The following is a 22,653-nucleotide window of genomic DNA, read 5'->3' as shown; positions in this document are numbered from 1 at the left end:
AAAGTAAGTCAAGTCGGTGGACTGTCCACAAGGCGTGTCATTTTTTCCCCGGCCGGGGGCGGCCAAGTGATTCCTGCCCCCGGCGCTGACGTTGACCCCGCGCGGCGGCACGCCTATTGAGGCGCTAAACCGCACAGGCCGAGGCCCCCGATGTCCGTCAGCACCGACAAGCCACGCAGCTTTCAAGAGATCATCTTGCGTCTTCAGGCCTATTGGGCCGCCCAAGGCTGCGCGATCCTGCAACCCTATGACATGGAGGTCGGTGCAGGCACGTTCCACCCGGCCACCACGTTGCGCAGCCTCGGCAGTCAGCCCTGGGCTGCCGCCTATGTGCAGCCCTCGCGCCGCCCCACCGACGGGCGCTACGGCGAGAACCCCAACCGCATGCAGCACTACTACCAATATCAGGTGCTGATCAAACCAAGCCCCCCCGCGATGCAGGATCTGTATCTCGGATCGCTCGACGCCATCGGCATCGACACCGCGCTACATGATGTCCGCTTTGTCGAGGATGACTGGGAATCCCCCACCCTTGGCGCCTGGGGGCTGGGCTGGGAGGTCTGGTGCGACGGCATGGAAGTCAGCCAGTTCACCTATTTCCAGCAGGTCGGCGGGCATGACTGCCGCCCCGTCTCGGGCGAGCTGACCTATGGGCTGGAACGGCTGGCGATGTATGTGCTGGGCATCGATCACGTCATGGACATGCCGTTCAACGACCCGCAAGCGCCGATCCCGCTGACCTATGGCGATATCTTCCGCCAGACCGAGCAGGAATACTCGCGCCACAACTTCGACGCTGCCACCACCGAGATGCTGCTGCGTCATTTCGAGGATGCCGAGGCCGAATGCAGCCGCCTGCTGGCGTTCGAGCCTGCCGACCCCAACAGCGGCAAGCGCATCATCATGGTCCACCCGGCCTATGACCAGTGCATCAAGGCCAGCCACCTGTTCAACCTGCTTGACGCGCGCGGCGTGATCTCGGTCACCGAGCGGCAGGCCTATATCGGCCGTGTCCGCGCCTTGGCCAAAGCCTGCGCCGACGCCTTCGTGCAAACCGAGGCCGGCGGTTGGCGCGCCGAGGTCACCGCGTGACCGGCCGGATCGCGGCCATCGCCATCGTCGTCTGCGCCGCCGTTGCAGGCATCGCGATGTATTACCTGCAGGTCTACGGCTATTACACCACGCTGGAACCGCAGATCGGCTATCAGGTCGCCGCGCCCGGTGGCGGCACGGCCCGTCTGGATATCGCGGATTTCGAGGGCATCGACAGCGACTCGTCCCCGCTGCGTTACCGCGCCTGTTTTGACGTGATCGGCACCCTGCCTGACATGGTCGATTATGCCGAGCCGACGCCTCTCACCGGCCCCAGCTGGTTCAGCTGCTTTGACTCTGAAACCATCGGCAGTGACCTTGAGGCCGGACAGGCCCGCGCCGTGCTGGTCGACGGCGATTTCCGCTATGGTTTCGACCATGTGATGGCTCTCTACCCCGATGGTCGCGCCTATGTCTGGCCGCAGGTCAACACCTGCGGCGAAGCCCATTTCGACGGACGCCCCCTGCCGCAGGGCTGTCCGCCCCCGTCCGAGAGATAAGCCATGCCCGATGTCCTGATCGAACTCTTCTCCGAGGAAATCCCCGCCCGCATGCAGACCCGCGCCGCCGAGGATCTGCGCAAGCTGGTGACCGATGGTCTGGTTGAAGGCGGGCTGCACTACGCCCACGCCCGCGCCTTCTCGACCCCGCGCCGGCTGGTGCTGGCCATCGAAGGGCTGAGCCTTGAGAGCCCCACCCAGCGTGAAGAGCGCAAGGGGCCGAAGGTCGGCGCACCGGAAAAGGCGCTGGAAGGCTTCCTGCGCTCGACCGGGCTGAGCATGGATCAGCTGCACACGCATGAGGACAAGAAGGGCGCGTTCTACGTCGCCCATCTGACCAAACCGGGCCGCCCCGCGCCTCAGATCCTGTCCGAGGTTCTGGACAAAACCATCCGCAATTTCCCCTGGCCCAAGGCGATGCGCTGGGGCTCGGGCAGCCTGCGCTGGGTCCGTCCGCTGCATTCGATCATCGCCCTGATGGTTACCGAAGCGGGGGCCGAGGTGGTGCCGCTCGACATCGACGGCATCGTCGCCGGCAACACCACGCGCGGGCACCGTTTCATGGCGCCGGGGGCGTTCGAGGTCAGCAATTTCGACGATTACGCCGCCAAGCTGAAACGCGCCTTCGTGGTGCTGGACGCGACTGAGCGCGCCGACATCATCGAGCACGAGATCCGCAATCAGGCCTTCGCGCTGGGGCTGGAACTGGTCGAGGACAAGGGCTTGCTGGCCGAGGTCGCCGGTCTGGTCGAATGGCCCGTGGTGCTGGTTGGCGAGATCGGGGCCGACTTTCTGTCCCTGCCGCCCGAGGTGCTGCAAACCTCGATGCGCGAGCACCAGAAATTCTTCTCGCTGCGCAAACCCGGCAACGGGCAGATTGTCCGTTTTGTGACGGTGGCAAACCGCGAGACCGCCGATAACGGCGCGACCATCCTGCAGGGCAATCAGAAGGTGCTCGCCGCCCGGTTGTCGGATGCGAAATTCTTCTGGGAGAACGACTTGCGCGAGGTGGCGAATGTCGGGCTTTCGGGCATGGCCGAAGGTCTGGCCAATGTCACCTTCCACAACAAACTCGGCAGCCAGAAAGCGCGGATAGATCGCATTTGTGCCCTCGCACGCGAAATCGCCCCGCTGGTCGGCGCCGATCCCGACCCCGCCGAAACAGCCGCCCGCATCGCCAAAGCCGATCTGCAATCCGCCATGGTCGGCGAGTTCCCCGAGCTGCAGGGCACGATGGGCGTCTATTACGCCAAGGCCGACGGCCAGCCCGACGCCGTGGCCAACGCCTGCAAGGCGCATTACCAGCCGCTGGGTCCGTCCGATGACGTGCCCTCCGAGCCAATTTCCGTCGCCGTCGCGCTGGCCGACAAGATCGACACGCTGACCGGATTCTGGGCGATTGACGAGAAACCCACCGGCTCGAAAGACCCGTTTGCGCTGCGTCGGGCGGCACTGGGGGTTATTCGGTTGGTGGTGGGGAATGGGGTGCGCGGCTCGCTCAATTCATTGGCTGAGGTAGCTTCCGTCATTGCTTTGAAGCAGCTCGCATACCAGAAACGTCTATACGCCGAATTTCGGGGGGAGGGCGCTGGCGATGGAGCCGCTGGCGGTTTCAATTTCGATCACAAATATCTGGAAGATAGCACCTTTCAGTTGCATGTCCTTCGCGTCCCATATCGTGAAGAGGAAGTGCTAGCTTCGACTGACGAGGCCGCTTGGCTTTGCTCCTACGAAAAACCAGCAATCGTTAGCGCCGACCTCCTCGCCTTCTTCCACGACCGCCTCAAAGTCTACCTACGCGACCAAGGCATCCGCCATGACGTCATCGACGCCTGCCTCGCCATGCCCGGCAACGATGACCTCACGTTGCTGGTCAACCGGGCGACGGCGCTCAGCGATGTGCTGAAAACCGACGACGGCGAGAACCTGATCCAGGGCTACAAGCGCGCCAACAACATCCTGTCCCAGGCCGAGGCCAAGGACGGTGTCGAATACTCCTTCGGTGCCGATCCCAAATTCGCCGAGACCGATGAGGAGCGTGCGCTCTTCACCGCCCTTGATGAGGCCGAAGCCGCCATCGCGCCCGCCATGGCCAAAGAAGACTTCGCGACCGCCATGGCCGCCATGGCCACCCTGCGCGCCCCGATTGATGCGTTCTTCACCGCGACGCAGATTAACACCGACAACGCCATCGTCCGCCGCAACCGGCTGAACCTGCTCCACCGCATCCGCGCCATCTGCGCGGGTGTCGCAGACCTCACGCGGCTGGATGGCTGACCGGGCGGATAGGCGTATTTAGAGCAAGATGAAGCGCAAGGTTAACAGCCCGTTAACCGCGCCCCTCTTTGCTCTTCAAATATCCTCGGGGGGTGAATTCGCTGAAAGCGAAGAGGGGGGCAGAAGGCCCCCCTTTCTGTTTCCCGCTCAGATCGACCATTTCGGCGTGAACGGCAACTGCGACGACAGCCCGCCGTCCACCGCCAGCACCTGCCCGTTCACATAGCGCGCCGCGTCCGAGGCGAGCCAGACGACCGCCTCGGCGATCTCCTGCGCCTCTCCGCCGCGCCGCAGCGGGTTAAGCTGGCCGATCCGGTCCTCGCGTCCCCGCGCACGGGCGTCGTCGAACAAGGGCGCGGTCATCGGCGTGTCGATCAGCCCGGGGGCGACACCGTTCACCCGGATGCCGCGCCCGGTCAGCGCCATCGCCGTGCTCTGTACTAGATTGACCACCCCGGCCTTGGACGCCGAGTAGGGGATCGGCCCCGCCCCGGCGCGCAACCCCGCGACCGAGGCGGTGCAGATGATCGCCCCGCCCGCCTGCATCTGCGGCAGGGCGGTGCGGATCGCGATCCAGGGCCCCAGCAGGTTGATGCGCAGCACCTCCATGAAATCCGCGCTGGAGGTGTCGAGGCGCGGCAGCAGCCCGCCGGTAATCCCTGCATTGGCGTGCAGGATGTCCAGGCTGCCGAAACGCTCCATCGCCCGCGCGACGATCGCCTCGACGCCCTCATCCGTCGCGCAATCGGTAACGAGGGCCTCGGCCTGACCACCCGCTGCCTTGATCATCGCAGCGGTTTCGAGCACCGCTTCATTTAGGTCGGCGACAACGACCGCTGCCCCCTGCTGCGCCATCAGCCGCGCCGTGGCGCGCCCGATACCGCCTGCGGCGCCGGTGATGAGGGCGGTTTTACCGGTGAGATCCATGGCGGGGCTCCTGTGGTTGGGGCGGGGGAGGGGGCCTTGCCCCCTCGGCGTGTGCCGCGCCTTCACCCCCAGAGTATTTGCGACAAGATGATGGAATCAGGACAGCGCGGGGTTGCGGCCGCGGCTGGTGACCATCGGCTCCCAGCCCGGGTGGTTCAGGCCCTTGCGCTTCTTGATCTCCATCCGCGCCAGCTGGTCGCGGTGGACCTCGTCGGGCCCATCGGCCAGCCGCAGCGTACGCAGCCCGGCATAAGCCAGCGCGGTGCCGAAATCATTGCCAGTGCCGCCGCCGCCGCAGGCCTGAATGGCCCAGTCGGCAATCTGGCAGGCCATGGTGGGGGCGGCGATTTTGATCATGGCGATCTCGGCGCGGGCTTCCTTGTTGCCGACGGTGTCCATCTTGTGCGCGGCGTGCAGCGTCAGCAGGCGGCACTGGTCGATCATGATCCGCGCCTCGGCGATGCGTTCGCGGGTGACGCCCTGTTCGGACACCGGTTTGCCGAAGGCGACGCGCTGGAGTGTACGGTCGATCATGATTTCCAGCAGGCGCTCGGCCATGCCGATGGTGCGCATGCAATGGTGGATACGCCCCGGCCCGAGGCGGCCTTGCGCGATCTCGAACCCTCGGCCTTCGCCCAGCAGCAGGTTGGCGGCGGGGACGCGGACATTCTCGAACAGCACTTCCGACGCTCGGTCGGGCACGCCGTAATAGCCGAACACCGGCAGCGAGCGGGTCACGGTGATACCGGGCGTGTCCATCGGCACCAGAATCATCGACTGTTGCTTATGGCGGTCGGGGTTCGACGCATCCGTCTTGCCCATGAAGATGCAGATCTTGGTCTTGGGGTTCGACGCGCCGGTGGTGTACCATTTATGCGCGTTGATGACGTAGTCATCGCCGTCGCGCCTGATCTCGGCCTGAATATTCGTCGCATCCGACGACGCCACGGCGGGTTCGGTCATCGCAAAGCACGAGCGGATCTCGCCGTTGAGCAGAGGCTTCAGCCAGCGTTCCTTGTCGGCCTCGGAGCCGTAGCGCTCGATGACCTCCATATTGCCGGTGTCGGGGGCGTTGCAGTTGAACACCTCGGGCGCAAGGAAGCTGCGCCCCATGATCTCGCACAGATAGCCGTATTCGACATTCGACAGACCCGCGCCCCGGTCGCTGTCGGGCAGGAAGAGGTTCCACAGGCCCGCCGCGCGCGCCAGCGGTTTGAGTTCGTCGAACAGCGGATAGACGGCGAAGGGGCCGAGTTCCTCGGCGTCGCGGAAAAACCGCGCCTCGTTGGGGTAGATGTGCTCGTCCATGAACGCCGTGAGGCGGGCTTCGTAGTCAAGCACACGGGCGGATTTGTCGGGAACCATGCTATCCTCCTCCTGAGTTCGGGTGAGCCTAGCGGGCACATTGGCATCTGACAAGATCGTCTGACGATCTACCTTGACGGCCCGGCGACCGCCCGCCATCCTTACGCCAAACGGGGAGGGTGCCACATGGCCGAAGCAGAACTGAGCGCGTGGATGCAGGCGCATGTCGCGGGGTTTCAGGGGCCGCTGACCATGACGCGGCTGGCGGGCGGGCAATCCAACCCGACCTGGCGGGTCGAGGCGGCGTCGGGCCGCTATGTGTTGCGGCAAAAGCCGGTGGGCAAGGTGCTGCCTTCGGCGCATCAGGTGGACCGTGAATACCGCGTGATGAAGGCGCTGGGGGCCACCGATGTGCCGGTCCCGCGCATGCTGGCGCTGTGCGAGGACGAGAGCGTCATGGGCTCGATGTTCTTCGTCATGGAGTATCTGGAGGGCCGCACGCTGTGGGATCCGCGCCTGCCCGCCATGACCCCGGCAGAGCGCGGGGCGGTATTCGAGGCGATGAATGACGCCATCGCAAAGATTTCACTGGTCGATCCCGTCGCCGTGGGTCTGGGCGATTACGGGCGGCAGGGCGGCTATGTCGAGCGGCAGATCTCGCGCTGGTCCAAACAGTACCGCGCCAGCGAGACGGTTTCGATCCCCTCGATGGATGCGCTCATCGACTGGCTGCCACAGGCGATGCCGACCACGCCCGAAGAGGTGCGCATCGCGCATGGCGACTTCCGGCTGGACAACCTGCTGTTCCACCCGACCGAACCGCGCGTGCTGGGGGTGCTGGACTGGGAGTTGTCGACGCTGGGCGATCCCTATGCCGATTTCGCCTATAACGTGATGGTCTGGCGCATCGTGCCGGGGATCTTCCGCGGGCTGGGGGGCGTCGATCTCGCGGCGTTGGGCATCCCCACGGAAAGTGACTATATCGACCTGTGGTGCGCCAAGACCGGGCGCGAACGGCCCGAAAACTTCGACTTTTACATCATTCTCAGCCTTTTCCGTATTGCCGCCATCGTGCAGGGCATCGCCAAGCGCGCGCAGGATGGCACGGCGAATGACCCCAAGGCGGCCGAAATGGGCAAGGTCGCCGGACCGCTGGCCGACATCGCCTGGGGCATGGTGAAACGGTGAACGCCGACGCGCCGTCCGGTCCCGAGGCGCTGGTGCGCGATGTGCTGCAAGGACTGGCCGAGGGGCGCTTTGTCCCCGGTCAGCGGCTGGCTGAACCGGATCTGATGGCGCGCTACGGGCTGGGGCGCTCGACCGTGCGCGAAGGGCTGGGGCGGTTGGCGGCAAGCGGGATCGTGGTGCAGGCGCCCCATCGCGGCGCGCAGATCCGCCTGCTCGGCCGCCGGGCGGCGCAAGATGTGCTGCGGGTGACGGATCTGTTGCTGGGCCTCGCGGCGCGGCAGGCCGCCGAGGCGGTGGCGGCGGGGGCCGATCCCGCGCCGCTGATCGCGGCAGCGCGAGACTATGACGCCGCGGTTCCGGGCGAACGGGCGCGCATCCGCGCGCGCTACTACCGGGCGTTAACCACGTTGGCGGGCAATGCCGAGCTCGACCGGCTGTTGCCCCTGCTACAGGTCCACCTGATCCGCGCACAGCTGCGCCTGAACCGCCCACCCGGCCGCCCGGCGCGCACTGCGCTTGTGGCCGCCGTCGCCGCAGGCCGACCCGATGCCGCCGAAGACGCCGCCCGCAGCCATATCCGCGCCCTCATCGCCGCGCTGCCAAACCTCCCCGACAACGCTTTCGCGCCCGACTGACCATCCGATTAACCTTAACACCCCCTTAACCCTCATTTTCTGTCTGAAAATATCCTCCGGGGGGTCCGGGGGGTGGAAAACCCCCCGGGTCTCGGGCACCGGCGCGCCGCCGCCAGTCTTACCAGACGTTGTACTGCAGATACTTGCCCGACATCTCGACCTTCACGCGGTCGCCCTTGGGATTGGCCTGCCGTGTCACCGACATCTCGAAATCAATCGCCGACATGATTCCGTCGCCGAATTCCTCATGGATCAGCGCCTTCAGTGTCGGGCCATAGACGCCGACAATCTCGTAAAACCGATAGATGCAGGGATCGGTCGGCACCGTCTGGGCGAAGACCTTGCTGGGACTTTCCGCCAGCACGCCCACGGCCTCGTCCGGCAGGCCCAGCAGGGCAACCAAAGCCTCGGCCTTCGCTTGCGGAAAGGCGTTCATGCCGACGCAGGCGGAATGGGTGAACACCGGCGACAGGCTGAGGCTGTCGGCGATGCCGGTCCAGGTCAGGCCGGCGGCTTTCTTGGCGGTCAGGATCAGCAGGGCAACATCGTCTTTGGTCATCATCGCAAGGCTCCTTCAGGGGGTGTTGAGCAGGGTTATCAGCAGGGACGCGCAGGCCAGCGCCAGCAGGGCCGAGGTGGTTTTCCAGAACCGCTCGGGGTTGCGCTCGATCAGCGGCGGTTTGGTGCGGGCGCGGTAGGTCAGCGAGGGCGCGCGCAACTCGGCGGCGAAGGCGGACAGCGCCTCGGGCCGGCGCGCCGGGTCGGGGTGCACGGCGCGGGCCAGCGCGGCATCCAGCCAGTCAGGCAGCGGGTTCTTTTCCGTTCTGGCCGAGCGATACCGCAGCCGCATTCGGTCGCGCGGGCTGCGCACCTTGGCGACCTGCGTGCCATAGGGCAGGGTGCCGGTGAGCATCTCGTAGGTGATCACCCCCAACGCATAGAGATCGGCGCGCCAGCTGACCGGCTCGTTGGCGAAATACTCGGGTGCGGTGTATTGGTAGGTGCCCAGAATGCCGTCCTCCTCGCGCGACGGGGCGGCTTCCTGCACGCCCGCCACATACGCCGCGCCAAAGTCGATCAGTTTCACCGTGCCGTTGGTGTCGATCATGATGTTCTCGGGGCGCAGATCCTGATGCAGCATCTCGCGCCGGTGCAGGGCGCGCAGGCCCTTGATCACCTGCTCGACGATGTCGCGGACCTGTTCGATCTGCGGTTTTGGATGATCGGTCATCCATTGCCTCAGGGTCTGGCCGTCGATGTAATCGGTCACCGCGTAGAACGCGTTGCGCGGGGTCAGATCCTCGGGCGCGCTCATCAGATGGGGCGAGGACAGCCGGCGCGCGATCCATTCCTCCATTGCAAAGCGGCGCAGGGCGTCCGGGTCGTCGCGCATCTCGCTGGCCGGGATTTTCAGCGCCACCTTGCGGCCATCCGGGGCGAGGGCGAGGAACAGATGCGAGCGGTGGTTGCCGTGCAGGCTGCGCAGGATGGTGTAGCCGTCCATCCTTCCGCCGTTGGCCGGCAGCGCGGGGATCGGGAGCGGGCTGGGTTCCAGCCCGGTGGCATCACCGGGCGGCAGCGCGTCGATGCGCAGGATCTGGACCGTCAGATTGTCCGTGCTGCCTGCGGCCAGTGCGGCATCGACGATGTGGCGGGCGGTGGCCGCAAGATCGTCCGACACGGCCAGCAGCTTGGCAACCTGACGCGCGTCCCAATGGTCGTGCACCCCGTCGGTGGTCAGCAGATAGACGTCGCCCACACGCAGGGCCTCGACCCGATGGTCGATCTCGACCCGGTCCTGCGCTCCCATGGCGCGCGACAGGACACTCTCGCCACCCAGCGCCAGCCGGTGATCCTGCGTCAGCGGCTCCAGCGAGCCGCCTGCCAGCCGCCAGATCCGGCTGTCCCCGACATGAAACAGATGCGCGCTGCGGGCTTTCAGGATGAGGCAGGCCAGCGTGCAGACATAGCCGTGATCCGCGTCGCTGGTCCCGGCATAGCCGCTTTGGGCATGCAGCCAGGCGTTGGTTGCGTCGATCACCCGGCTGGCAGCGGTGCGCACGGTCCAACTGTCGGGTGTCGCGTAATAGTCGGTCAGCAGCGCGGTAACGGCCGTCTGCGCGGCTGCTGCGCTATGGGTCGAGGTCGAAATCCCGTCCGCCAGCGCGATCACCGCACCTTTGAGGGCCAGAACCGGCCCCGAGGGGATCAGCGCGCCGTGGAAATCCTGGTTAACCGGCTTCACCCCCGCCGAGGATGCCTGTCCGAGCGACAGCGCAAGCGCGGGGCTGGTGGTATCTTTGGGCATGCCGGTGATCCCTGTCGTGAAAGCCCCGGCCCACTGAAGGGCCGGGGCAGGCGCGTTCATTCGGCCGGGACGCCGACGCTGCTGCCCGCGTTGCGCTTGGGCGAGGTTTTGTAATGCGTGGAATAGATCATCGCGCCGACAAAGGTCAGGCCGCCGACAAGGTTACCGATCACGGTGGGGATCTCGTTATAGAGGAAGTAATCCGCCCAGGTGAACTGCCCGCCCAGCATGATGCCCGAGGGGAACAGGAACATGTTGACGATCGAATGCTCGAACCCAAGGTAGAAGAACACCAGGATCGGCATCCACATCGCCATGATCTTGCCCGAGACCGAGGTCGACATCATTGCCGCGACAACGCCGGTCGAGACCATCCAGTTGCACATCACCGCGCGGACAAAGAGCGTCAGCATGCCGCCAAACCCGGCAGCGGCGTAGCCCAGCGTGCGGCCTTCGCCGATATGGCCGATGCGCACGCCGACGTCATTGGGCTCCTGTGTGAAACCCATGGTGAAGATGATCGCCATGAACAGCGCCACCGTCAGCGCGCCGCCAAAGTTGCCGACAAACACCAGCCCCCAGTTGCGCAGCACGCCACTCCAGGTGGCGCCGGGTCGCTTGGCGATCACCGCCAGCGGGGCCAGCGTGAAGACGCCGGTCAGCAGATCAAAGCCCAGCAGATAGAGCATGCAGAACCCGACCGGAAACAGCAGCGAGGCCACAAGGAAATTGCCGGTGTTCACCGCGATGGTGACGGCAAAGGCCGCCGCCAGCGCAAGGATAGCGCCCGCCATATACGAGCGGATCAGGGTGTCTTTGGTCGACATGAAGATCTTGGATTCACCGGCGTCGATCATCTTCGCCGCGAATTCAGCAGGTTGTACATATGACATGCAGGGGGCCCTTTGTTGAGAATGTCGGCGGTCCGTCAGAACCACGTTTGAAGGGGGGAAATCACCGAGCCGAACCGCACGCAGGCCGCTGCCGCGAGCAACAGCTTTGGATGGTTGGCCGGGATGTGTCGGAAAACAGGGGCATCGGGCGATCCATCTTTGCCAAGGCCCCGGAGTGGAGCCGTCGTATTGGAAAGATGCAGCGCCGTTGCTGCGTGCCCCGGTGGGGCGATAAGCGCGGACCGCGCCCTTGCGATCCCTCGACGCGTGAAAAGCGCCTGTGGTGATGCTGTCGCGGCGCGCGTTCTCAGGCAAGTCCCGGCGCGGCACGACAGGGGGTTTTGCGGGCAAACGGACGCAGCCCGACGCATAGCGCCCAAGCTTTCAGCGACCGCACGGCCCGCGTGGCACTGGCTGCCCGGTTCCTTGGCGCGTTGTAAACAGGCGCGTCTGTAGCGCGCGTCCCACCAGCGGCGAATCGCGGGGCGATCAGGCCTCGGCGGCGTCGCCGCGCGCGGTGGCGCTTGCGTCCAGCAGGATCGGCAGGGTGCGGGAATGCGATGCCAGCACATCCGTCAGCGTTGTCTGGTCCAGCATTTGATAAAACGTCTCTTTTGCATGCCGCAACGCGCCGACCAGTCCGCACGAGCCCTTGAGAATGCAGGTTGAGCAATCCACCAACTGATCATGTCCCTGCATGTGCCGCACGATCGCGCCGACGCTGGTTGCCGTTGCGGGTTGCGACAGGCGCACACCGCCAGCCCGTCCGCGCGTGCTGCTGAGAAAGCCGCCGTCGACAAGCCGGTTGACGACTTTCATCACGCTGCTTTGCGGGATCCTGTGCGAGCGGGCCAGTTCCGAGATCGGGACGACCCGCTCATTATGTGCCGCCAGATACAGGCAAACGCGCAGCGAATAGTCCGTAAACTTTGACAGATTCATCAGCGATACACTCGATGCAACGGCGCCGAAGGTACAATGCGGGGCGCAAGGCGTGCAGGCAAGGGTTGTGACGCCGTGCGCTTACCCGCGTCCGGTCAGCCGGTTGCCCCATGCGGCAAGGCGCGACGGCGGTCCGCCCGCCGCCTCGGCCCGGTCGGCCATGGCGTAGAGCCGGTACATCGCCCGCACGCCCATCCAGCGCAGCGGCTCGGGCTCCCAGGCTTTCGGGCGGCGGTTGACCCAGGGCAGCGTGGTCAGTGGCCCGCCCGTTCCCAGCGCCAGCGCCGCCAGCGTGCGCCCCGCAAGGTTCGAGGTGGACACCCCGACGCCCACGTAACCGCCCGCCCAGCCGATCCCATCCGCGCCCAGGCCCACCGTTGCGCACCAGTCACGCGGCACGCCCAGTACGCCGCACCATGCGTGGTCGATTTTGGCCTGCCGCGCGGCGGGGAAATGGCGGTGCAGGATCGCGGTCAGGCGGCGCACGGTTTCCGCATCGGGCGTGCCGTCCCGGTCGATGGCCGAGCCGAAACGATAGGGGATACCGCGCGCACCCACCGTGATGCGCCCCTCGCGGGTGCGCTGGCAGTAGCAATAGGTGTGGTCGAAATCGCCGAGGATCTCATGCCCGTCCCAGCCGATCTGCGCCCAGATCTCGGGCGAAAGCGGTTCGGTGACGATCTGCGCCGAGTTCATCGGCAGCCATTCGCGGTCCAGACCGGGCAGGGTGGCGGTGAAACCCTCGGTACAGCGCAGGATGATTGGCGCGCGGACGGTGCCACGGTTGGTGGTGACATGGCCTGCGGCGATGCCCGTCACCTCGGTTTCTTCATGGATCGTCACGCCCAGCCGTTCGACCGCCTGCGCCAGACCGCGCACCAGTTTGGCGGGCTGGATGCGGGCGACGCCGCTGATCCCCATGGCCCCCAGCGCGCCGGGGATATTGATGCGGGCGCGCGTCGCCTCGGCGTCCAGTTCAAATACCCGCTCGCCTTCGCCCCACTGCGTCCTGTGCGCGGCCTCGGCGCGCAGGCGCTCCAGTTGGGCGGGGTTGGTGGCGACCATCAGCTCGTCGCAGCGGCGGATGTCGGCGTCGATGCCCTCATGCTCGGCCACGCGGATCACCTCGTCCACGGTGCCCATCATCGCCGCGACCATGCGGCGCACGGCCTCGGGGCTGCTGGTTTGCGCGTAGCGCTCCTGGTTCCACGCGAAGCCGCCCGACAGCCAGCCACCGTTGCGGCCAGACGCGCCGTAACCCGCGAAGTGCTTTTCCAGCACGGTGACGCGCAGGCCGGGGTCTTGCTGCTTGAGGTAATAGGCGGCCCAAAGCCCGGTATAGCCCGCCCCGATGATCGCGACGTCGCAGTCAGTGTCGCCGGGCAGGGGCGCGCGGCGGTCGGTCGGAAGGCCGATATCGGCGTACCAGAATGACAGCTTGCCGAGCGTTGTCATGCCATCCCCAGCGTCTTGAGGATCTCGGTGCGGTGCTGGTCGCGGGCCGGGGCCGGGCCGGGGTCGCGCGCAATGCCGTCAAAGCGCGGGGCCGGGCGCGGTTGCAGCGCGCCGCCTGTGTCCGTCCATGTGCCGCGCGCCACCAGATGCGGATCGGCGGCTGCCTCGGCCGGGGTCAGAACGGGCGCGACGCAGGCATCCGAGCCCGCAAACAAAGCCGTCCAGTGATCGCGGGGTTGGCTGGCAAACAGCGCCGCCAGTTGGCCGGTGGCTGCAGGCCAGCTGGCCGGATCGTTCTGGCGGGCGAAGGCGGGGTCGTCGGACAGGGACAAAAGCGACAGGAACTGGGCGTAGAACTGCGGCTCGAGGCATTGGACCGAGACAAATCCGCCATCTGCACAGACGTAGCTGCGCGACCAGTGCGGGCCGTCCAGCATCGACGCGCCGCGCTGGGCCTGAAAGCGCCCGCCGGCCTGCATCAGCATGATCAGCGACATCATATGCGCCGAGCCGTCGACGATTGCCGCGTCCACCACCGTGCCCATGCCGCTGCGTCCGGCGTGAAGAAGCCCGGCCAGGATCCCGCTGACCAGATAGAGCGCGCCACCGCCGATATCGCCGACCAGCGTCGGCGGGGTGACCGGCGGCTGGCCGGGGAGCGAGGCGTACCACAGAGCGCCCGACAGCGCGATGTAGTTCAGGTCGTGCCCGGCCTCCAGCGCGCGGGGGCCGTCCTGCCCCCAGCCGGTCATGCGCCCGTACACCAGACGCGGGTTCCAGCCGTGACATTCCGCCGGGCCAAGGCCAAGGCGCTCCATCACGCCGGGGCGAAAGCCTTCGATCAGCGCGTCGGCGCGTCGGATCAGGGCTTGCAGAATGACGCGGTCGGCCTCGGATTTCAGGTCCAGCGCGATGGTTTTCTTGCCGCGGTCCAGCAGCGAGGTTTCCGGCGCGCCGGGCAGGGGCGCGGCTCCGGGGCGCTGCACGCAGATCACCTCGGCCCCCAGATCGGCCAGCATCATCGCGGCAAACGGGCCAGGGCCCAGCCCCTCGATCTCGACGATCCGTATCCCTTCCAGCATCAGTCCCTCCATTCGCCGCGCGCGATCAGCACGTCCTTCAGAACCGACGGTCGGTCGGTCATGATGCCATCGACGCCCAGATCCAGCAGCCTGCGCATCTCGGCGGCGTCATTGACCGTCCAGACCTGCACCTGCACACCCCGTTTGTGCGCGGCGCGCACAAAGCGCCGCGTCACGATGTCGATGCCGCGATATTTCAGCGGCACCTGCACCACCGGGAAATCGGCGCGTGGCAGCGGCAGGCCCCAGCCGCCCAGCCACACTCCCAGCACGCCGCGATACGAGGGTGACCAGCACAGTGGCGCGCCCAGTTGTGCGCGCAGCCGGGTGGTGCGCGACCCGGTGAAGCTGGCCGCGCCGCAGCGGGTCATTGCCCCCGAGCGCTGCAGCAGGCTGGCCAGCGGGTCGATGACCGCGTCGGACTTGGCCTCGATATTCACCAAAAGCTCGGGATGCTCTTCCAGCAGATCGCTCAGCCGGGGGATCGAGGCGCCGCCGGGCGTGCGCACGCGCGACAGTTCGGCCCAGCTCATCGTCGCAATCGCACGCGGATCGCCGGTCATGCGGGCCAGCGTCGGATCGTGGTGAATGACCACCTCGCCGTCGCGGGTCAGGTGGACATCGGTTTCGACATGGCGATAGCCCATCGCCACGGCGCGGGCAAAGGCGGGGAGGGTGTTTTCCTCGGCCTCGAGCGAACCGCCGCGATGGGCGATGGGAACGGGGCGCGCATGCGCAAGATAACCGTGCGGGGACATCGGCTCAGGCCTCAACAGGGCGGCGCAGGATGCGCGCGGTCAGGGCCAGCACCAGCAGATAGGCGACCGCGCCGTAAGAGATCAGATCGCGGGCGACGGCTGTGCGCTGCTCCCACGGCATCCCGGCCATGATATGCGCGTGAACCAGACCCCAGCCACAGGCCAGCCAGACCAGCACCAGCAACAGGGTCTTCTCAACCGTGGTGGCCCGAGCCAGCAGGTCGCGGGCGATCAGGGCCAGCCCGACCCCGGCAATCGTCATGTCATAGGCGTAAAGATAGGGGCTGACCAAGGCCGAGCCAAAACACGCGATGGCCAGTGTCTGGTGCAAAGGCAGGCGTGCGCGCACCGCCAGCGCGATCAGCGCGCAGGCGGTCAGGCCGATGCCAATCTGCACCCACAGCGCGATCTGCGGCGGCACGCCCAGCGAATGCAGCAGCGCATAGACCGACGTCATCAGGAACAACGGGTAGAAATCGGTGGACAGGGCGTGGCTTGCCGCCGCGACGCCGCTGCGGAAGGCGGTCCAGATATCGGGGCCAAAGGCCAGCGTGGCCAGAGCCGCGAAGGCGAGCGCGACGGTGCAGGCCACCGCAAGAACCCGCCAGCGCCCCGCGATGAGCGCATGCACACCCAGTCCGACCGCCAGATGCGGCTTGATGACCATCAGCCCCAGCGGCAAGCCCGCAGAGGTCTTGCCGCGCAAGCTGAGGGCGACAAACACCGCCACCAGCCCGCCGGTCAAAAAGGCGTTCTGGCCGACGTTAACGTTAATGTAGATGAGCGGGGTCATCGTCAAAAGGACAGCCAGAAAGGCCGTGCCCGACAGGCGCGCGATCATTGCCAGATAGAAAGCGAGCGTCACGCCGGTGAACAGCGCATAAGCGATGCCGCGCGGCAGCAGGGGCAGCGGCGCGACGACCAGATCGAACATCGGCGGATAGGTCCAGGGCATGAAGCTGTTGTGCCCCAGCAGCGCCGACTGGATTTCCGCCATGACCGCAGGATCATAGGCCTGTGCCGCGCGCCCCTCGGCGATCAATTGCCCGACGATGTAGAACGCGTCGAAATCGACCAGCGAATTGCCTGCGCCAAGGGTCGGTCGCATCTGGGCGGCCAGATAGATCGCCAAATAAAAGAAACCGATCAGCACAAGCGCCAGAACGCGGTTGCGCAACAGCCGCGATGGCGGTGCGGTCTGTGGCGCAATGTCTTGCGATGCTGTCATGCCATGCCCCTGTGCCCGGTTTATCCGGGTTTGGGGCAGAGCCTAACCCTGACCGCGCAGGGGCGCAACGCGGGTAGCGGGGTCAGGCGACCCCGCCCACCGTCAATCCGCCGATCAGCAGCGACGGTTGCCCCACGCCCACCGGCACCCATTGCCCGGCCTTGCCGCAATTGCCGATGCCGGGATCCAGCGCCATGTCGTTGCCGATCCCGCGCACATTGCGCAGCGAGGTCGGCCCGTCGCCGATCAGCGTTGCGCCCTGCACCGGCTCGCCGATCTTGCCGTTGCGCACGCGGTACGCTTCGGTGCACGAGAACACGAACTTGCCCGAGGTAATATCCACCTGCCCGCCGCCAAAGCCCACGGCCCAGATCCCGTCCTTCATGCTTGAGACAAGATCCGCCGGATCGTCGGTGCCACCCAGCATATAGGTGTTGGTCATGCGCGGCATCGGGGCATGGGCATAGCTTTCGCGTCGGCCGTTGCCGGTGGCCAGAACACCCATCAGCCGGGCGTTCTGGCGGTCCTGCATGTAGCCGACCAGCACACCGTCCTCGATCAGCACGTTTCTGGCCGATGGCGTGCCCTCGTCATCCACGGTGATCGAGCCGCGGCGGTCAGGGATGGTGCCGTCGTCCAGAACCGTCACGCCCTTGGACGCGACCTGCTGGCCCATCAGCCCGGCAAAGGCCGAGGTCTTCTTGCGGTTGAAATCGCCTTCCAGCCCATGACCGACAGCCTCGTGCAGAAGGATGCCGGGCCAGCCGGGGCCAAGCACCACATCCATCATCCCGGCAGGGGCGGGCACGGCGTCGAGGTTGACCAGCGCGACGCGCAGCGCCTCGCGGGCGATGGGTTGCCAGTGGTCGGCTTCCATCAGCCCATGCAGGCCAATGCGCCCGCCGCCGCCGTAATGGCCCGATTCGCGCCGCCCGTCGCGTTCGACGATCACCGCGATCGAGATCCGTGCCATGGGGCGGATGTCGGTGGTCAGGCCGCCCTCGGGGCGCAGGATCGCGACCTCTTGCAGCGAAGCCGCAAGGCTGGCCGTCACCTGCACGACCCGGGCGTCCAGAGCGCGGACGAAATCGTCGATGGCGCGCAGGGTTTCAAGCTTGGCGGCAAAGCTGGCGTCGGTGATCGGGTCGAAATCGCCATACAGGTGACGGTTGGTGCCGAGCGGCGCCTCGGCCAGCGTGCCGCCGCCGCTGCCCACGGCCAGCCGGGCCGTCGCTGCGGCGCGGCGCAGGGCGGATTCTGTCACTTGCGTCGAATGCGCGTAGCCTGCGACATCACCGCGCACCGCGCGCAGGCCGAATCCCTCGGCCGCGTCATAGGTGGCGTTGCGGATGCGTCCATCGTCCAGGACGAGTGATTCGGAGCGGCGACGCTCAAGGAACAACTCTCCGTCGTCAGCACCGGCGACGGCCTCGCGCAGGACGACAAGCGCCGAGTCGCGGTCAAGAAGGGTCTCAAAGGGCCGAAAACGGCTGGCCTCGGGCAGGGATTGGGCGGGCGCGGGCATCGGGTTCCTTTCGCGGCAGTGCAGCATGTCTTTGACACAGGTCAAATGGCGGCAACCTGACGCATTGGTTTGGCTTGTTCTGACGATGCTAATATGATTTTAGGTGAGAGGGAAACCGCCCCCGATTTCGTGAGGCCGGTCAAGGTTGATCGGACGCTCTGTGGCGGGGCGGCGGAGAATGACGGTCGAAGGGCCGCGTAAAACGGGAACATACAATGCATCTTTTCAAGGACCTCACCCGTCGTGCTGCCGGCCTGGGCGGTCTTGTGGGCGGTGCGGCGCTGTCGATGACGGTGGCCGGTCAAGCACTGGCGCAGGAGCTGAACTTTATCGGCGAACCGCATGCCGGCGGCATCGCGCTGCAAGAAGCGCATTCGCCGGTCTCGGTGACCAGCCACGCCATCGACCACATGCTTCTCTATATTATCATCGCGATCTCGGTGTTCGTGACGGGTCTGATGGTCTGGGTGGTCATCCGCTACAACCGTCGCTCGAACCCGACGCCCTCGCGTTTTACGCATAACTCGCCGCTGGAAGTGGCGTGGACGATCCTGCCGATCTTCATCCTGATCTTCATCGGTGCGTTCAGCGTTCCGGCGCTGTTCAAGGACCAGACCATGCCTGAGGCTGACGTGACCATCAAAGTCACCGGCTATCAGTGGTTCTGGGGCTATGAATACGTCGATCACGGCGTCGAATTCTCCAGCTACCGTCTTGAGCGCGACGAGCTTGAGGCCGCAGGCTACGAGCCGCGCCATTACCTGCTGGCCACCGACACGCAGGTTGTCGTGCCGATCAACCGCAACGTTGTCCTGCAGATCACCGGCGGTGACGTGATCCACTCGTGGGCGATGCCTGCGTTCGGCATCAAGCAGGATGGCGTCCCGGGCCGTCTGGCCGAAGCCTGGTTCAACGTTGACGAGCCGGGGATCTATTTCGGCCAGTGTTCCGAGCTGTGCGGTCAAGAGCACGCCTATATGCCGATCACGGTCCACGCTGTGACCGAAGAGGAATACATCGCCTGGCTGCAAGAGCAGGGCGCGACCAACCTCGCTGCTGCGCCGGGGTACACCCCTGCGGTCGAGCTGGCCTCGAACTGATCTGACCAAGCGGGCGCCGCGTGAGGGCACTGACCCACGCGGCGCCTGACCTATTTTGAGGATACCATGACAGACATGCGCGCAGAGATCTCAGGGCAGGGCGGAACCGGCGAAGCCGGTTTCAACGACTATGTCCAGCTGCTCAAGCCCCGCGTTATGTCGCTGGTGGTGTTCACGGCGATGGTCGGCCTGTTCGTCGCCCCCGTCCCTTTGCACCCGATCGAAGCGCTGGCGGCGATCATCTTCATCGCGCTGGGGGCCGGGGCCTCGGGCGCGCTGAACATGTGGTGGGACGCCGATATTGACCGCGTCATGCGCCGCACGGCCAAGCGCCCGGTCCCGTCGGGCCTGGTCGAGCCGGGCGAGGCGCTGGGTCTGGGTCTGGCGCTGTCGGGTCTGTCGGTGGTGATGCTCGGCCTTGCGACCAATCTGCTGGCCGCCGGTCTGCTGGCCTTCACCATCTTCTTCTATGCCGTTGTTTATACAATGTGGCTGAAGCGCTCGACGCCGCAGAACATCGTCATCGGCGGCGCGGCCGGCGCATTCCCTCCGATGATCGGCTGGGTCGCGGCGACCGGGCACGTCGGTCTGGAAGCGGTGCTGATGTTCGCGCTGATCTTCATGTGGACCCCGCCGCATTTCTGGGCCATGGCGCTGTTCATCAACAGTGATTACGAAAAGGCCAAGGTGCCGATGCTGACCGTGACCCACGGCCGCAAATCCACGCGCACGCATATTCTGGTCTATACGATCCTGCTGGCCCCCGTTGCTCTGGGCGCGGCCTTCACCGCGATCGGTGGACCGATCTATTTCGCTGTCTCCCTTGTGCTGAACGCTCTTTTCCTGTTCGGCGCGGTCCGCATCTGGCGCCGCCGCGAAGAGGCCGCCGAGGCGGACTCTTACGCCGTAGAAAAGCGCTTCTTTGCGCTGTCGCTGGCCTATCTGTTCTTGCATTTCGCGGCGTTTCTGGTCGAAGCAACGCCTTGGGCCAACGCCTTGTCGACCACATTGGGCTGGGAGTCACTGATATGGCGCTGAACCAAGAACACGAGCTGCACCAGCGCCGCCGGGGCCGCAATCTGGGTGTCGGGCTGACGCTGATGGCGTTTGTCCTGCTGGTTTTCGGCCTGAGCATTGCCAAGGTGCAACGCGGCGAGCCGATGCAGGGCTATGACCACGTGTACCAGCCTGAATCCGACCCGACCTTGCGTCGCGCGGGAGCCAGCGAATGAGAAACTGGTGGGCAGGACTTGATGGCAAAAGCCGCACGGCAGCGGCTTCGGTCTGCGTTGTGGTTGTCATGGCCTCGCTCGCCTGGGCAGCGGTGCCGCTCTACAACCTGTTTTGCCGCGTGACCGGCTTTGGCGGCACCACGCAGGTGGCCGAGGTTGCCTCGGATGAGATCCTCGACCAGACGATCAACATCCGCTTTGATGCCTCGGTCGAGCGCGGCTTCCCGTGGGAATTCCGCCCGGTCGAACGCACCATGACCCTGCGCATCGGTGAAACCGGCATCGCCTTCTATGAAGCGTATAACCCGACCGATCACGTTGTGGCGGGGACGGCCAGCTACAACGTCACGCCTTACGCGGCGGGTGGCTATTTCACCAAAATCGCCTGCTTCTGCTTCACCATGCAGGTCTTGCAGCCCGGCGAGCGGGTGCAGATGCCCGTGACGTTCTACGTTGACCCCGATCTGGTCAACGATATGGATGCGCGCGACATTAACACGATTACGCTAAGCTATACTTTCCATCCGGCCGAGCTGCCCGAAAGCGCAGCCCCGGTCGCTACGAACTGACTGACCGCACCCGGGGAGGGTGCGACGAACGCAGGACCGCGCCAGCGGCAAGAAACGGGAACGTCTGAGGGAATCCACATGGCCCACGCAAAGAACCACGATTACCACATCCTTCCGCCGTCGATCTGGCCCTTCCTCGGTGCCGTCTCGGCCTTCGCCATGCTGACCGGCGCGATCCTGTGGATGCACGGCTCCGGGCCGTGGATCTTCCTGATCGGCCTTGTCGGTGTGCTTTACATCATGTTCGCCTGGTGGTCGGACGTGGTGACGGAAAGCCAGTCGGGCGACCACACGCCGGTCGTCGTGATCGGCCTGCGCTATGGCTTTATCCTGTTCATCATGTCCGAAGTCATGTTCTTCGCGGCATGGTTCTGGAGCTTCTTCAAGCACGCGATGTACCCGATGGGTCCGCAATCGCCTGCCGTGGACGGTCCCTGGCCGCCCGTCGGCATCACCACGTTCGACCCCTGGCACCTGCCGCTGATCAACACGCTGATCCTGCTGCTGTCGGGCTGCGCGGCGACCTGGGCGCACCACGCGCTGGTGCATGAGAACAACCGCAACGATGTGAAAACCGGCCTGATCATCTCGGTCGTGCTGGGGATGATCTTCACCGTGTTGCAGGCCTACGAGTACAGCCACGCGGGCTTTGGCTTTGCCGGCAACATCTATGGCGCCAACTTCTTCATGGCGACCGGCTTCCACGGTTTCCACGTGGTGATCGGCACGATCTTCCTGTTCATCTGCTACCTGCGCGTCCGTGCCGGGCACTTCACGCCCGAACGCCACGTCGGCTTTGAAGCTGCTGCGTGGTACTGGCACTTTGTGGACGTGGTCTGGCTGTTCCTGTTCGCCGCCGTCTATGTCTGGGGCCAAGGCTGACACCAGCGCATCTTGCTGAACGCTTAACGGGGGGCTATCTGCCCCCCGTCTCTATTCGACGGAGTGGTATCGTGAACACACGAATGATCGGCGCGGGTATTTTCGGGATCGTGGGCATCGCGATCCTGTTGTCGCTGGGCACGTGGCAGATCAAGCGGCTGGCGTGGAAAGAGTCGCTGATCGCCCAGATCGAAGCGCGCATCCACAACGAGCCTGTCGCCGTGCCCGAGGCGCCCGTCGAATCGCGCGACCGCTACACCCCCGTTCTGGCGCATGGTCGCTTTACCGGCGAGTCGGTCGATGTCCTGTCCAGCCAACGCGAAGCCGGGCCGGGCATGCAGGTGATCGAGGTGCTGGAAACCGACACCGGACGCCGCCTTCTGGTCGACCGGGGCTATGTACCCGAGGCACAGCGCGACGGGCTGATGCTGGTCTCGCAAGACGTGACCGTAACCGGCAACCTCGACTGGCCTGACGAGACCGACAGCTTCACCCCCGCGCCGGACATGGGCCGTGGCCTGTGGTTCGCCCGCGATCCGGCCCCGATCGCCGCCGTTCTGAACGCCGAGCCGTTCCTGATCATCGCCAGCAGTGACAGCGCCGCCGTCTCGCCGCTGATGACGATGCCGATGAACACCGTGTCGATCAAGAACGACCATCTGGAATACGCGATGACCTGGTTTATGCTGGCCGCCGTCTGGGCAGTGATGACATTCGCGCTGGTCTGGCGTATGAGGCGCAGCACGGTCTAAGGA

Annotated in this window: 22 protein-coding genes; 11 read left to right on the top strand and 11 right to left on the bottom strand. The window is 65.7% G+C overall.

Features of this window, described 5'->3' with window-relative positions; translation table 11 throughout:
- The first annotated feature begins 150 nt into the window (after positions 1-150).
- The 3 genes from EAE28_RS06630 to glyS are packed head-to-tail and all read left to right on the top strand — an operon-like array spanning position 151 to position 3,869.
- On the top strand, positions 151-1,092 hold the full coding sequence (locus tag EAE28_RS06630; RefSeq protein ID WP_127105042.1) for a glycine--tRNA ligase subunit alpha: 942 nt from the start codon (positions 151-153) through the stop codon (positions 1,090-1,092).
- Positions 1,089-1,592 (top strand): DUF6446 family protein, encoded by a 504-nt coding sequence (locus tag EAE28_RS06625; protein ID WP_246022294.1) that lies wholly within the window; start codon positions 1,089-1,091, stop codon positions 1,590-1,592. The genes EAE28_RS06630 and EAE28_RS06625 overlap by 4 nt, the downstream gene beginning before the upstream one ends.
- A gap of 3 nt (positions 1,593-1,595) precedes the next feature.
- On the top strand, positions 1,596-3,869 hold the full coding sequence (glyS, locus tag EAE28_RS06620) for a glycine--tRNA ligase subunit beta (protein ID WP_127105040.1): 2,274 nt from the start codon (positions 1,596-1,598) through the stop codon (positions 3,867-3,869).
- A gap of 147 nt (positions 3,870-4,016) precedes the next feature.
- Here glyS and EAE28_RS06615 read toward each other — a convergent pair whose 3' ends face one another.
- Both EAE28_RS06615 and EAE28_RS06610 read right to left on the bottom strand, forming a co-directional pair.
- The gene (locus tag EAE28_RS06615) at positions 4,017-4,796 is read right to left on the bottom strand and encodes an SDR family NAD(P)-dependent oxidoreductase (protein ID WP_127105039.1); all 780 of its coding nucleotides are present in this window, start codon (positions 4,794-4,796) and stop codon (positions 4,017-4,019) included.
- Between the two features lie 96 nt (positions 4,797-4,892).
- Positions 4,893-6,161 carry an acyl-CoA dehydrogenase family protein gene (locus tag EAE28_RS06610; RefSeq protein ID WP_127105038.1) on the bottom strand — a complete coding sequence of 423 codons (1,269 nt, stop codon included), beginning with the start codon at positions 6,159-6,161 and terminating at the stop codon, positions 4,893-4,895.
- Between the two features lie 126 nt (positions 6,162-6,287).
- Between EAE28_RS06610 and EAE28_RS06605 the strand changes: the two genes are divergently transcribed.
- Both EAE28_RS06605 and EAE28_RS06600 read left to right on the top strand, forming a co-directional pair.
- The gene (locus EAE28_RS06605) at positions 6,288-7,289 is read left to right on the top strand and encodes a phosphotransferase (protein WP_127105037.1); all 1,002 of its coding nucleotides are present in this window, start codon (positions 6,288-6,290) and stop codon (positions 7,287-7,289) included.
- The gene (locus EAE28_RS06600; RefSeq protein WP_127105036.1) at positions 7,286-7,924 is read left to right on the top strand and encodes a GntR family transcriptional regulator; all 639 of its coding nucleotides are present in this window, start codon (positions 7,286-7,288) and stop codon (positions 7,922-7,924) included. The genes EAE28_RS06605 and EAE28_RS06600 overlap by 4 nt, the downstream gene beginning before the upstream one ends.
- Positions 7,925-8,042: 118 nt before the next feature.
- Here the strand turns inward: EAE28_RS06600 and cynS are convergent, their stop codons facing one another.
- The 9 genes from cynS to tldD all read right to left on the bottom strand — a co-directional run bounded on the left by cynS (position 8,043) and on the right by tldD (position 18,115).
- Entirely contained in the window at positions 8,043-8,486 is a 444-nt protein-coding gene (cynS, locus tag EAE28_RS06595) for a cyanase (protein ID WP_127105035.1), read from the bottom strand.
- A gap of 12 nt (positions 8,487-8,498) precedes the next feature.
- Positions 8,499-10,232 (bottom strand): bifunctional protein-serine/threonine kinase/phosphatase, encoded by a 1,734-nt coding sequence (locus tag EAE28_RS06590; RefSeq protein ID WP_127105034.1) that lies wholly within the window; start codon positions 10,230-10,232, stop codon positions 8,499-8,501.
- A gap of 56 nt (positions 10,233-10,288) precedes the next feature.
- Positions 10,289-11,125 carry a formate/nitrite transporter family protein gene (locus EAE28_RS06585; protein WP_127105033.1) on the bottom strand — a complete coding sequence of 279 codons (837 nt, stop codon included), beginning with the start codon at positions 11,123-11,125 and terminating at the stop codon, positions 10,289-10,291.
- Positions 11,126-11,614: 489 nt separating this feature from the next.
- Entirely contained in the window at positions 11,615-12,067 is a 453-nt protein-coding gene (locus EAE28_RS06580; RefSeq protein WP_127105032.1) for an RrF2 family transcriptional regulator, read from the bottom strand.
- A gap of 81 nt (positions 12,068-12,148) precedes the next feature.
- Complete coding sequence (locus EAE28_RS06575) at positions 12,149-13,522, bottom strand: NAD(P)/FAD-dependent oxidoreductase (protein WP_127105031.1); 1,374 nt, start codon at positions 13,520-13,522, stop codon at positions 12,149-12,151.
- Entirely contained in the window at positions 13,519-14,604 is a 1,086-nt protein-coding gene (locus EAE28_RS06570; protein ID WP_127105030.1) for a CaiB/BaiF CoA transferase family protein, read from the bottom strand. Before EAE28_RS06570 ends, EAE28_RS06575 begins: the two co-directional genes overlap by 4 nt.
- Positions 14,604-15,362, bottom strand: a complete 759-nt coding sequence (locus EAE28_RS06565) for a glycerophosphodiester phosphodiesterase family protein (RefSeq protein ID WP_127105029.1) — start codon at positions 15,360-15,362, stop codon at positions 14,604-14,606. The genes EAE28_RS06570 and EAE28_RS06565 overlap by 1 nt, the downstream gene beginning before the upstream one ends.
- Before the next feature lie 4 nt (positions 15,363-15,366).
- On the bottom strand, positions 15,367-16,590 hold the full coding sequence (locus EAE28_RS06560) for a glycosyltransferase family 87 protein (protein ID WP_127105028.1): 1,224 nt from the start codon (positions 16,588-16,590) through the stop codon (positions 15,367-15,369).
- Between the two features lie 82 nt (positions 16,591-16,672).
- Entirely contained in the window at positions 16,673-18,115 is a 1,443-nt protein-coding gene (gene tldD / locus EAE28_RS06555) for a metalloprotease TldD (RefSeq protein WP_127105027.1), read from the bottom strand.
- A gap of 215 nt (positions 18,116-18,330) precedes the next feature.
- On the opposite strand from tldD, the gene coxB reads away from it, so the two are divergent.
- The 6 genes from coxB (at position 18,331) to EAE28_RS06525 (ending at position 22,650) form a co-directional block, all read left to right on the top strand.
- The gene (gene coxB, locus EAE28_RS06550) at positions 18,331-19,215 is read left to right on the top strand and encodes a cytochrome c oxidase subunit II (RefSeq protein ID WP_425466761.1); all 885 of its coding nucleotides are present in this window, start codon (positions 18,331-18,333) and stop codon (positions 19,213-19,215) included.
- Between the two features lie 66 nt (positions 19,216-19,281).
- A complete protein-coding gene (cyoE, locus tag EAE28_RS06545; RefSeq protein ID WP_127105026.1) occupies positions 19,282-20,253 on the top strand; it encodes a heme o synthase in 972 nt (323 codons plus the stop codon).
- Entirely contained in the window at positions 20,244-20,447 is a 204-nt protein-coding gene (locus tag EAE28_RS06540) for a hypothetical protein (protein WP_127105025.1), read from the top strand. Before cyoE ends, EAE28_RS06540 begins: the two co-directional genes overlap by 10 nt.
- Entirely contained in the window at positions 20,444-21,016 is a 573-nt protein-coding gene (locus tag EAE28_RS06535; RefSeq protein WP_127105024.1) for a cytochrome c oxidase assembly protein, read from the top strand. Before EAE28_RS06540 ends, EAE28_RS06535 begins: the two co-directional genes overlap by 4 nt.
- Before the next feature lie 78 nt (positions 21,017-21,094).
- Complete coding sequence (locus EAE28_RS06530; RefSeq protein ID WP_127105023.1) at positions 21,095-21,898, top strand: cytochrome c oxidase subunit 3; 804 nt, start codon at positions 21,095-21,097, stop codon at positions 21,896-21,898.
- A 71-nt stretch (positions 21,899-21,969) separates the two neighbouring features.
- The gene (locus EAE28_RS06525; protein WP_127105022.1) at positions 21,970-22,650 is read left to right on the top strand and encodes an SURF1 family protein; all 681 of its coding nucleotides are present in this window, start codon (positions 21,970-21,972) and stop codon (positions 22,648-22,650) included.
- Positions 22,651-22,653 lie beyond the last annotated feature (3 nt).

Origin of the sequence: Pararhodobacter zhoushanensis (assembly GCF_003990445.1) — a bacterium.
GTDB classification, from domain to species: domain Bacteria; phylum Pseudomonadota; class Alphaproteobacteria; order Rhodobacterales; family Rhodobacteraceae; genus Pararhodobacter; species Pararhodobacter zhoushanensis.
The sequence above is the reverse complement of the archived record's forward strand: the minus strand, read 5'-3'. Positions and strand labels throughout refer to the sequence as shown.

What these genes read in the sequence shown, in the direction of transcription:
- EAE28_RS06570 (WP_127105030.1), bottom strand. Translation starts at nt 14,604, where the DNA reads ATGCTGGAAGGGATACGGATCGTCGAGATCGAGGGGCTGGGCCCTGGC.
- cynS (WP_127105035.1), bottom strand. Translation starts at nt 8,486, where the DNA reads ATGATGACCAAAGACGATGTTGCCCTGCTGATCCTGACCGCCAAGAAA.
- EAE28_RS06530 (WP_127105023.1), top strand. Translation starts at nt 21,095, where the DNA reads ATGGCCCACGCAAAGAACCACGATTACCACATCCTTCCGCCGTCGATC.
- glyS (WP_127105040.1), top strand. Translation starts at nt 1,596, where the DNA reads ATGCCCGATGTCCTGATCGAACTCTTCTCCGAGGAAATCCCCGCCCGC.
- EAE28_RS06585 (WP_127105033.1), bottom strand. Translation starts at nt 11,125, where the DNA reads ATGTCATATGTACAACCTGCTGAATTCGCGGCGAAGATGATCGACGCC.
- EAE28_RS06575 (WP_127105031.1), bottom strand. Translation starts at nt 13,522, where the DNA reads ATGACAACGCTCGGCAAGCTGTCATTCTGGTACGCCGATATCGGCCTT.
- coxB (WP_425466761.1), top strand. Translation starts at nt 18,331, where the DNA reads ATGCATCTTTTCAAGGACCTCACCCGTCGTGCTGCCGGCCTGGGCGGT.
- EAE28_RS06535 (WP_127105024.1), top strand. Translation starts at nt 20,444, where the DNA reads ATGAGAAACTGGTGGGCAGGACTTGATGGCAAAAGCCGCACGGCAGCG.
- tldD (WP_127105027.1), bottom strand. Translation starts at nt 18,115, where the DNA reads ATGCCCGCGCCCGCCCAATCCCTGCCCGAGGCCAGCCGTTTTCGGCCC.
- cyoE (WP_127105026.1), top strand. Translation starts at nt 19,282, where the DNA reads ATGACAGACATGCGCGCAGAGATCTCAGGGCAGGGCGGAACCGGCGAA.
- EAE28_RS06540 (WP_127105025.1), top strand. Translation starts at nt 20,244, where the DNA reads ATGGCGCTGAACCAAGAACACGAGCTGCACCAGCGCCGCCGGGGCCGC.
- EAE28_RS06630 (WP_127105042.1), top strand. Translation starts at nt 151, where the DNA reads ATGTCCGTCAGCACCGACAAGCCACGCAGCTTTCAAGAGATCATCTTG.
- EAE28_RS06610 (WP_127105038.1), bottom strand. Translation starts at nt 6,161, where the DNA reads ATGGTTCCCGACAAATCCGCCCGTGTGCTTGACTACGAAGCCCGCCTC.
- EAE28_RS06615 (WP_127105039.1), bottom strand. Translation starts at nt 4,796, where the DNA reads ATGGATCTCACCGGTAAAACCGCCCTCATCACCGGCGCCGCAGGCGGT.
- EAE28_RS06605 (WP_127105037.1), top strand. Translation starts at nt 6,288, where the DNA reads ATGGCCGAAGCAGAACTGAGCGCGTGGATGCAGGCGCATGTCGCGGGG.
- EAE28_RS06580 (WP_127105032.1), bottom strand. Translation starts at nt 12,067, where the DNA reads ATGAATCTGTCAAAGTTTACGGACTATTCGCTGCGCGTTTGCCTGTAT.
- EAE28_RS06590 (WP_127105034.1), bottom strand. Translation starts at nt 10,232, where the DNA reads ATGCCCAAAGATACCACCAGCCCCGCGCTTGCGCTGTCGCTCGGACAG.
- EAE28_RS06560 (WP_127105028.1), bottom strand. Translation starts at nt 16,590, where the DNA reads ATGACAGCATCGCAAGACATTGCGCCACAGACCGCACCGCCATCGCGG.
- EAE28_RS06565 (WP_127105029.1), bottom strand. Translation starts at nt 15,362, where the DNA reads ATGTCCCCGCACGGTTATCTTGCGCATGCGCGCCCCGTTCCCATCGCC.